The organism is Limnoraphis robusta CS-951, from assembly GCF_000972705.2.
Window position 1 is genome coordinate 1 of record NZ_LATL02000155.1, and the last position, 9,673, is coordinate 9,673.

The 9,673-nt window shown below is 42.3% G+C and carries 4 protein-coding genes and 1 riboswitch; of the genes, 2 read left to right on the forward strand and 2 right to left on the reverse strand.

The annotated features are described in order from the left end of the window. Positions 1-245: 245 nt before the first annotated feature. Entirely contained in the window at positions 246-1,622 is a 1,377-nt protein-coding gene (locus WN50_RS13780) for a diguanylate cyclase domain-containing protein (RefSeq protein ID WP_046279150.1), read from the forward strand. Between the two features lie 2 nt (positions 1,623-1,624). Here WN50_RS13780 and WN50_RS30950 read toward each other — a convergent pair whose 3' ends face one another. Together WN50_RS30950 and WN50_RS13790 are read right to left on the reverse strand one after the other, a co-directional pair. After that, positions 1,625-6,373 (reverse strand): CheR family methyltransferase, encoded by a 4,749-nt coding sequence (locus WN50_RS30950; protein WP_053221509.1) that lies wholly within the window; start codon positions 6,371-6,373, stop codon positions 1,625-1,627. Positions 6,374-6,626: 253 nt separating this feature from the next. Then, on the reverse strand, positions 6,627-6,902 hold the full coding sequence (locus WN50_RS13790; protein ID WP_046279151.1) for a hypothetical protein: 276 nt from the start codon (positions 6,900-6,902) through the stop codon (positions 6,627-6,629). Between the two features lie 104 nt (positions 6,903-7,006). Next, a riboswitch (cyclic di-AMP (ydaO/yuaA leader) is annotated at positions 7,007-7,152 on the reverse strand. Between the two features lie 381 nt (positions 7,153-7,533). Here WN50_RS13790 and bchD point away from each other — a divergent pair. Then, complete coding sequence (gene bchD, locus WN50_RS13795) at positions 7,534-9,525, forward strand: magnesium chelatase ATPase subunit D (protein WP_046279152.1); 1,992 nt, start codon at positions 7,534-7,536, stop codon at positions 9,523-9,525. Positions 9,526-9,673: the final 148 nt, after the last annotated feature.

A 9,673-nucleotide genomic window follows, 5' to 3' on the forward strand; every position in this document is an offset into this window, starting at 1 on the left:
CTATCAGACATTTCTCGATCCGTTATAATTTGAATAAAAGTAGATAGAAGTTGTTTTAGCAAAAGCGCTATGATCATTTTTGAGAAAATTCGTTTTGATTCATCAAATTTTCGAGTTCAAGCTTTCTCGACGAGAAAACGTTAATTTTGATGCCTGACAAGATATTTATCCTGTTGAGATGTTCCCCGAAAAATCCGATTAAATAGAGTCTGATTCTTTTAATAAACCCTCAGTAAACCCCAAGTATGAACCCTTCAAATAACCACCGAAAAGCTACTATATTAGTCGTGGATGATTGCCTAGATAATCTAACTTTTTTGACAATAGTTTTGGAGGATGTAGGTTATCAGATTAGACAAGCTAATAATGGAGAAATCGCACTAAAAGTGGTAGAACAGATGTTCCCTGATCTCATCTTACTCGATATTAAAATGCCGGATATTGATGGATACACTGTTTGTGAACGGCTGAAAGCCGATCCGAAAACCCAAGAGATTCCGGTGATCTTTATCAGTTCGTTTCAGGATGCTATTGATAAAGTCAAAGCTTTTGAAGTGGGCGGTGAAGATTATATCACCAAGCCATTTTTCATCGAAGAACTTATTGCTAGAGTCGAAAAGCAACTGATTTTAAAGTGGCAAAAAGCACAACTCAAACAAGAACTAAAACACCGCAGAGAAATAGAAAAACAGCTTCTAGAATCCCATCAAGTTATGGCTCATATTCTGGAGAGTTGTCCAGATGGTATTGCGGTCTTAAAATTCATCCCGGCTCACCCCAAAAAACCCGCCTATTTTTACTCTAGTTTTGTTAATCCTGTGATGGCGAATTTGCTTGATATGAATATAGAAGATTTGATCAATCGCAAAATATTGGACAGTTCACTAGATATTTGTGAGCCGGGTTTATTTCATCAATTTAGGGAAGTTGTAGAAACTGGATACTCTTTTGAACGAGACTTATACTATGAAAATAAAAAAATAAAAGCTTGGTATTCAGTCCAAGCCATTCCCTATGATCAAGGAATATTAATCGTGGTTCGGGATATCAGCGATCGCAAAGAATGTGAACTCATTCTCCATCGAACCAATAATGTTTTATATCAGCAAAGCGTCACCGATGATTTGACAAAAATTTCCAATCGACGAGCGTTTGATATCTATCTTCACCAAGAATGGAAACGCTCCAAACGAGAAAAACTTCCCCTATCTTTAATGATGATTGATATTGACTATTTTAAGCTGTATAATGATCACTATGGACATGACGCAGGCGATCGCTGTTTACATACTGTCGCTCAAACTATTCGCCAAGCCGTTAAGCGTCCCTCTGATTTTGTGGCTCGTTATGGCGGTGAAGAATTTGCTGTGATTTTGCCGAATACTCAACGAGAAGGGGCGGAAACCGTCGCTAATATCATTCAAAAAGCTATTCACGATCTCAAACTTCCTCATGATCAATCTCTGATCAGTTCATCTATTACTCTCAGTATCGGAATTAGCACTCTAATTCCCAATTCTCTGGATTTTACACTTCTCATTCAAACGGCTGATCATGCACTCTATGAAGCCAAAAGCCAAGGACGTGATCGGATTTGTGTTTTTAATGATCAAACTGATTAAATTTAAATCGGAGGATTTTCAGGATTAAATAATTGAGCGATCGCATCAAACTGATACTCATCAGCCAATCGATTTAACAATTCTTTCAGCGACAATTGGGCTTCGGGAATCTCCTCAAGAAGCTGTAAAACCTTTTGTAAATCACAAGCAATTGCCGCATTAGAAACTTGCGATCGCCATTCATTTGACATCTGATTTAATTTTTCTATCGCTAATCTCAACTCCTGCTGTTTATTATTATCCGCCGGAGACTCCGTAGCCTCAGAAGCATAAACATACCGCACACCCAAACATTCAGCAATTTTATCAAGTAAAACCTCTTCTCTGATGGGTTTAAATATCGTATCATCACAGCAATTATTCAGCATTTCCTCTTGACTATCATTCAAAGACGAAGCCAATACCGCAATCATCACCGTCGCCTCACCTTCAGGAGTCGTTTTAATGCGTTGTATCGCTTCTAAGCCATTCATCACAGGCATTTTAATATCCATTAAAATCAGTTGAGGTTGATGTTGTTCAAACTGACTAATTGCCTCTAAACCATTCGCCGCTTCTAACATCTCAAAACCCAACGATCCCAACATCAACATCAACAGTTGACGACAATCAGCTTGATCATCAACAACCAGAATTTTATATTGAGGCTGATCGGCAGCTAAACCAATAATCTCTTGACGCTGTTGAGGACTAGAAACAATTTCAACGGGAGAATTAATCGGGATTGAGAAATCAAACGTTGTTCCAGATCCTACTGTACTATTAACGCGAATTTCACCACCCATCATTTCAATAAAATACCGACAAATCGCTAAACCTAAACCCGACCCTTGGTGAGAGCGACGTCCGGCTTCTCCCTGAACAAACGGCTCAAAAAGATGTTCTAATTCTTCGGAAGGAATTCCTCGACCTGTATCTTCTATTTCAAACCTCAAAGAAGTTGAGTCTACATTCACCCGCAGGCTGATCTGACCCGCATCTGTAAATTTAATCGCATTGGTAATCAAATTCACTAAAATCTGACGCAGTTTCCTTTCATCGGTTTTAATCTGTTGGGGAACCTGTGGGTCGAGAACGACAGAAAACTCTAAACCTTTGCGTTGAGCATCGACTTGAAACATTTGCTCAAGCAAATCGATCAGGCGATAGAGATCAAACCAATTTAAGTTAAACTCCATGCGGTTCGCTTCGATTTTCCCTAGATCCAGCAATTCGTTAATCAGTTTTAGGAGTTGTTGACCGTTATTAAAAATGAGTTTGATTTGTTGCTGTTGCGAACTATCTAAGTTATCACATCGTCCTAACAGTTGAGCAAAACCCATAATAATATTAAGCGGGGTTCGCAGTTCGTGAGTCACTAGGTTGAGAAAATCCGTTTTGGCTCGGTTGGCTTCAACGAGTTCCTGTGTACGATCGCTTACTCTTTGTTCTAAAGTCTGATTAAGCTGTGCGAGTTCTAACTCAGCGTATTTCCGAGCATTAATATCAGTATGAATTCCCAACACCTCAATCGGTTCTCCCGTTTCAGTGCGTCGAAAAACCACTTCCCGAGACATGAACCAATGCCAGCTTCCATCTTTATGTCGCATCCGATATTCAAGTTCAATAAGCTGCTGATTAGCCATATTTTCAAACTGTTTATAATGCTGTTTAACTCGCTCAAGATCATCGGGATGAACAATCTCAGAGAAGAAGTCAATCCCCTTTTGTTTGATCTCATCGGGATGATAACCCAGATCTTCGCTAACGCTACGATTAATATAAGAAATCGTTTGCTCTGCCAGATCAAAAATATAGATAATTCCCGGACTCGATTCGGTGATTTGGTGGATTAAATTGCGGCTTTCTTCTAATTCTTTCTGGGCTTTCTTCTGGGCAGATATATCAACAATAATCCCGCCTATTGCTTGTTCTCCATCATTCATCTGTAAGGGATAATAAGTGGCTAACCAATAGCCTTTTGTATCCGGTTCGCTGGGTTTGGTTCCCTCAAGTTCTACATTTTTTACAGGTTTTCCAGTTTCAATCACTTGACGAAAAAACGGTATAAACTGCTCGGAAAACTGAGGAGTAACTTCTGAAACCGTTTTCCCTAGATGTTCTTCAACCGAGCAATTATTCATCTCAGCCAGCACCGAATTCACCCGCAGAAATCGGAATTGATCATCGATGAGAAATAAACCGACCGGACTACTCTCATAGAGATTTTCCAGTCGGTTATTCGTGTGTTCTAGTCGTTGCTGAATAGTTTTGATATCGTTAATATTCACAAACGTCAACACAACACCATCACAACTGTTATCCTCTCGCAGATAGCAATGAATTCGCATCAACAAATGTTCGCCTGTTGTCAATAAAGTCACTTCTCGTTCTAGGGGTTGCTGAGTTTTGATTACCTGCTGTAACAGTTCCAGCAAATTCGGACAGTCGAGATTATTGGTAAAATCAAAGATCGAACGATTAATATCAGTGGGTCTAATATTGATCGCTTGGGTCGCTGCTGGAGTAAGTCGGCAAATCTTCAGGTTTAAATCCAGAAATAATACCCCGATATCGGTACTTCTCAGCAAGTTATCTACATCGTCTGTCAGGCGGGTTAGCTGTTCAATTTTTAACTGATATTCCGCGTTAACGGTGTAGAGTTCTTCATTCGCAGACTGCAATTCTTCATTGGTACTTTGCAGTTCTTCATTGGAGGCGAGTAATTCTTCGTTGGTTGCCTGCTGTTCTTCGTTAAACGTTTCCAATTCTTCGACCACCGCCTGCAAATTTTCTCGGGTTTGTTGCAGTTCCTGTTCCAACTCGACAATTCGTTGAGCCGCTTCGGATTCGATTTCATAGCGGATTTCTGGGAGTTGCTGAGATTGAATTGTGGGATTTTCTATTTCTAAGAAGACAATAAAACAATCTTCCAAGCTCTCCAAATTAGGATTATGACCGATCTTCAGTCTCACCATTTCAGACTGATCATTTCGATTGATTTTGATGCCGTTATACAAAACGGGTTCTTGATTTCGTTTGGCTCGGTGTAGAGACGTTGCTAAGGGTAATTTTAAATCGGGATGGATAATTTTACTGATCTCTAAATCCGCCTCACCCAAGCCAATTTCTAAAAGACCAGCAGTATTATAAAAAACATGGATTAATCGATTTTCTCGATTCACCAATACACAAGTAATCAGCCGAGACTCAAAACTCTGTTTAAAAATTTCTTCCAGTAATTGCTCAAACCGGGGTATATTGGACTTGTTCGGTAAAATTGAATTCATCGAAGTCCTGACAATCGCAGGCTGGCGAGTGACCAATTGGGTGAGCGACAGCTTAACATCTCGGCGTTTGCTGTAGATTTTCCACTGGGTATTGATCAGCATAAACTCCTGATCCAACTCCCCTAAAGATTCAGTATCGCCCAAAAACAAAACCCCTTGGGGCTTCAATGAAAAATGCAGCAACTGCAAAACTCGCTGTTGTAACTGCGGCTGCATATAAATCAAAACATTGCGACAACTAATCAAACTCATGTGAGAAAAGCCGGGATTGATCGTTAAATCATGGGGCGAAAAAATTAGCATTTCCCGTAGCGATCGCTTCACCCGAAAACAGCTATTATCATAAGTAAAATATCGTTCCAAACGTTCAGCCGAAATATCATTGGCAATCGCTTCGGGGTAGATGCCCCTCGAGGCAACTTCTAAGCCTTGAGTATCGAGATCGGTGGCAAAAATTTTATAGTTAATCGCTTTTTCACTGTTGCGGATCGCTTCATTGACTAAAATAGCCATTGTGTAGGCTTCTTCACCCGTCGCACAAGCGGAAACCCAAATTCTCAGTTGATCTTCGGCGGTGAGTTCATTAATCAGTTTTGGCAAAATGTCTTCACTAATAATTTTCCACGCCGACGGATCTCTAAAAAAGCGAGTCGCCCCGATCAGAATATCCTGACAGAGTTTTTGCTGTTCTTCGTTGTTTTTAGCCAAAAATCGAATATAACTTTCCATACTTCCCAGGCGAGACAGGGCGAAGCGATGCCCAATGCGACGGTTGAGGGTTGTCGTTTTGTATTGAGAGAAATCCGTTTGTTCTTTTTTGGCGAGGATGCTGAGAATCTGTCCCAACTGCTCTGTCGTAAGAAGATTTGGGGGTTGAGGATAAATCCGTTCATGTCCTGCCAAGTGGGTAATATCATAGACAACCTCAGCCAATTCCACAGGCGAGAGGATTTCATCGACTAAACCCGAGGTAATGGCACTGCTGGGCATTCCTTGAAATTGAGCGCTGTCAGGACATTGAACTAAGGCAATACCACCAGCCCGACTGATGTTTTTTAAGCCTTCCGCCCCGTCACTTCCCGAACCCGACAGCAAAATTCCGATGGCTTGTTCGTTATATTCAAGGGCGAGGGATTGAAAAAAGTGAGTAATCGGATGGGGCAAGCCCTCTGTCGGAAAATCACTTAAATACAGACGATGATCCTTGATATTGAGATAGGTGTGGGGGGGTTGTACATAAGCGTTATTTTTGCTGATTGTTATTCCATCCTCGATGACATTTATCGGTAGGGAGGTTTGGCGTTGCAGCACTTCTGCCAGCCGATTTCCACTATCGGGGAGTTGGTGTAGGATAACAATAAAAGCGGCGTTGGGATTCTCCGGTAGATTGGCAAAAAAGGTTTGTAGGGCTTGCACTCCTCCAGCCGAGGCGCCGATAGCGACAATATAAAAGTTTTCTTCTGGATCTGATGAGTTTGACATCAAACTTCCTTGGCTAAACACATTTTCTGACGGTCATTAGGGGCTGTTAGTTTTATACTAAGGAGTTGGCGGACAAAGGATCAAGTCGTTGAAAGAGCATTTTTTACTCAAGGAATATGAATCTTTATTCTAGCGTTTTTCAATCTATAGCTGTTTTCAGTTCTGTGAGGTACAACACCGATTGGGTAGAAACCCGGTTTCTGCTAGAAACCGGGTTTCTGGTTCGTACCTCATACGAGCGCACACCGCTATATTAGCCAACTGCAACATTTAGGGATTTGCCAATTAAAACGATCACCTCCAAATAGTTTTTAAACAATTTGCCTAATGTTAAACTTGAGTTAACCAACATCGGTAATGTGGGTGTTGGCATGGTGGTCACAATAAAAGAATGAATAATTGACCACATTAAAACTATTCCTATACTTCCCAAAACAGATATGAGAATAATATCGCTCGTTTTTAGCCACAGGAAAGGAACCAACGCATCAGAAAGCGCGATCAAAGATAATGAAATTCGGGGTGTCATGGTAAACCGTTCAGGTTCTTAGGGTGGGTACTACAAATCAGACCTATACCAACCAAGGAAACTGAATTGACAATCTATCTAATTGTGATTAGAAAGTTGGCGCTTCAGACTCCTCTCAATGCCTACGAAGTTAGCTGACGGGCGAGGGCTGAGAGATGCCCTTCTCATGTCTTGGTCACTCTGTTTCCAAAGACTACCTTTGCGAGATTAGCCCCAAAATTTGGTTCCTCCGTTCCAGCAACACTTGTATTTCACTAAAAAAATTAGTGATCTCAACAAGGGCTTTTATCTGCCGGATTAGGCTGACTGTTTGTTTTATTTTTCTATGCTCATTTTATCTTTATAATTTTTCAATTGTCAACAAGTTTTTAAATTTTTTTGACAGAGAGAATCCGATAAGATTTCCTTTGTGATCTCAGTCAGGGAAACGGATTGATCGAGTAGTCTTTCAATTGTTGTCCGAGATCCTCCCGAAAATTCTCGGATGAGGTATTGTCACCTTTTTGACTGGAAATTTGTATCACAAATTACTAAAATTTGAGAAGCAATGATCAAGCTGTCCGTCAAGCGCTAGTAAAAACACCCATCAATTGCTAAGATGAAAGGCTGTACCTAAAAAACTCCTAAAGTCATGCCTGCGGCAACCGCTCCCACACCGATCAGCTTCCCGTTGAGTGCCGTCGTTGCACAAGAGGCGATCAAACTCGCCCTTTTAATGGCAGCCGTTGATCCAGGACTCGGAGGCGTGGCGATCGCTGGACGTCGGGGAACCGCCAAGTCAGTGATGGCCCGCGCCCTTCATGCCCTATTACCCCCCATCGAAGTCGTCAAAGGGGAAATAGCCAACCTCGAACCCGATCCCGACAACCCCAACCAAGAAACCCAAGTTATCCCCGCACCTTTTATTCAAATTCCCCTCGGCGTAACCGAAGATCGTTTACTGGGTTCAGTGGATGTGGAAAAATCCGTTAGACAAGGGGAAACCGTCTTTCAACCCGGACTCTTAGCGGCCGCTCATCGGGGTATACTTTATGTTGATGAAATAAATTTACTTGATGATAATATTAGTAATTTATTATTAACCGTTCTCACCGAAGGCTGTAACCGAATTGAACGAGAAGGGATTAGTATTGAACATCCCTGTAAACCGTTATTTATTGCAACGTACAACCCCGAAGAAGGGCCGCTTCGAGAACATTTATTAGATAGAATAGCCATTTCTCTTTCAGCCGATGGTGCCTTAAGTTTAGATCAACGAGTTGATGCGGTAGAGCGAGTCAACAGTTATGCGAGTTCTCCCGAAGCCTTTTTAACTCAATATAGCGAAGATATTGATAACTTAAAAACTCAAATTCTCTTAGCCCGAGAATGGTTAAAAGATGTTAGTATTAAACCCGAACAAATTCTCTATCTCGTTGAAGAAGCGCTCAGAGGTGCCGTCAAAGGACATCGAGCCGAACTCTTTGCTGTGCGAGTTGCCCAAGCCTCAGCCGCCTTTGAAGGTCAAACCGAAGTTCTCGCCGATGATCTCCGACGCGCAGTAGAATTAGTTATCGTTCCCCGTGCAACCGTTATCCAAACGCCACCGGAAGAACAACAACCGCCACCCCCTCCCCCCCCTCAACAACAGTCTGAACAAGATCAACAAGATCAAGACGAAGCCGAAGCCGAAGACAACGACGAAGATCAAGAAAACCCCGAACCTCCCGAAGAAGAACAAAACAGCATTCCCGAAGAATTTATTTTCGATCCGGAGGGTATTATTCTCGATCCAACTGTGTTATCCTTTGCAAATAAGGCAAACCGTCAGGGTAAATCTGGCAGTCGCAGTTTAATTTTTTCTGATGATCGCGGTCGCTACATTAAACCGATTTTACCCAGAGGAAAAGTTCAGCGAATTGCTGTAGATGCCACTCTCAGAGCTGCTGCTCCCTACCAAAAAGCTCGGCGTCTGCGTCAACCGGATCGCAAGGTGATTGTGGAGTCCGGGGATATTCGCGCCAAACTGTTAGCCAGGAAGTCTGGGGCGTTGGTTGTGTTTTTGGTGGATGCTTCGGGTTCGATGGCGCTCAACCGGATGCAGTCTGCTAAAGGAGCCGTCCTCGAACTGCTGAACGAAGCCTACCAAAGTCGTGATCAGGTGGCTTTAATTCCATTTCGCGGTGAACAGGCTGAGGTGTTGTTACCGCCAACGCGATCAATTTCAGCCGCACGACGACGGTTAGAACGTTTACCCTGTGGGGGCGGTTCACCGTTGGCGCATGGCTTAACCCAAGCGGTACGGGTGGGGATGAACGCCAAACAGTCGGGGGATATTGGACAGGTGGTGATTGTTGCTATTACAGACGGACGAGGAAATGTACCCTTAGCGCGATCGCTGGGTGAACCGATATTAGACGGAGAAAAGCCGGATATTAAAGGGGAATTGTTAGAAATAGCCGCTAAAATTCGGGCGTTGGGGATGCAATTGTTAGTGGTGGATACTGAGAATAAATTTGTTTCAACGGGGTTTGCAAAGGAGTTAGCAAAAACCGCAGGCGGGAAATATTATCATTTACCCAAAGCGACTGAACAGGCGATCGCAGCGATGACTCAAAATGCCATTAAAGATGCGATCGGTTAATGTTTTGATTCGTTTGACTGGGAAATTGTCATTCGTCAACCCTGAAGCTGTTTAATCAAGTTTGGTAGGGGTAATTCATGAATTACCCTTACCAGTTATCAGTTTTTTTACTGTCCCCTGTATCCTGTTCCTTTTTATAGCATTATTT

Bases quoted from the DNA above. Each gene is read 5' to 3' on its own strand.
- bchD (WP_046279152.1), top strand. From the start codon at position 7,534: ATGCCTGCGGCAACCGCTCCCACACCGATCAGCTTCCCGTTGAGTGCC.
- WN50_RS13780 (WP_046279150.1), top strand. From the start codon at position 246: ATGAACCCTTCAAATAACCACCGAAAAGCTACTATATTAGTCGTGGAT.
- WN50_RS13790 (WP_046279151.1), bottom strand. From the start codon at position 6,902: ATGACACCCCGAATTTCATTATCTTTGATCGCGCTTTCTGATGCGTTG.
- WN50_RS30950 (WP_053221509.1), bottom strand. From the start codon at position 6,373: ATGTCAAACTCATCAGATCCAGAAGAAAACTTTTATATTGTCGCTATC.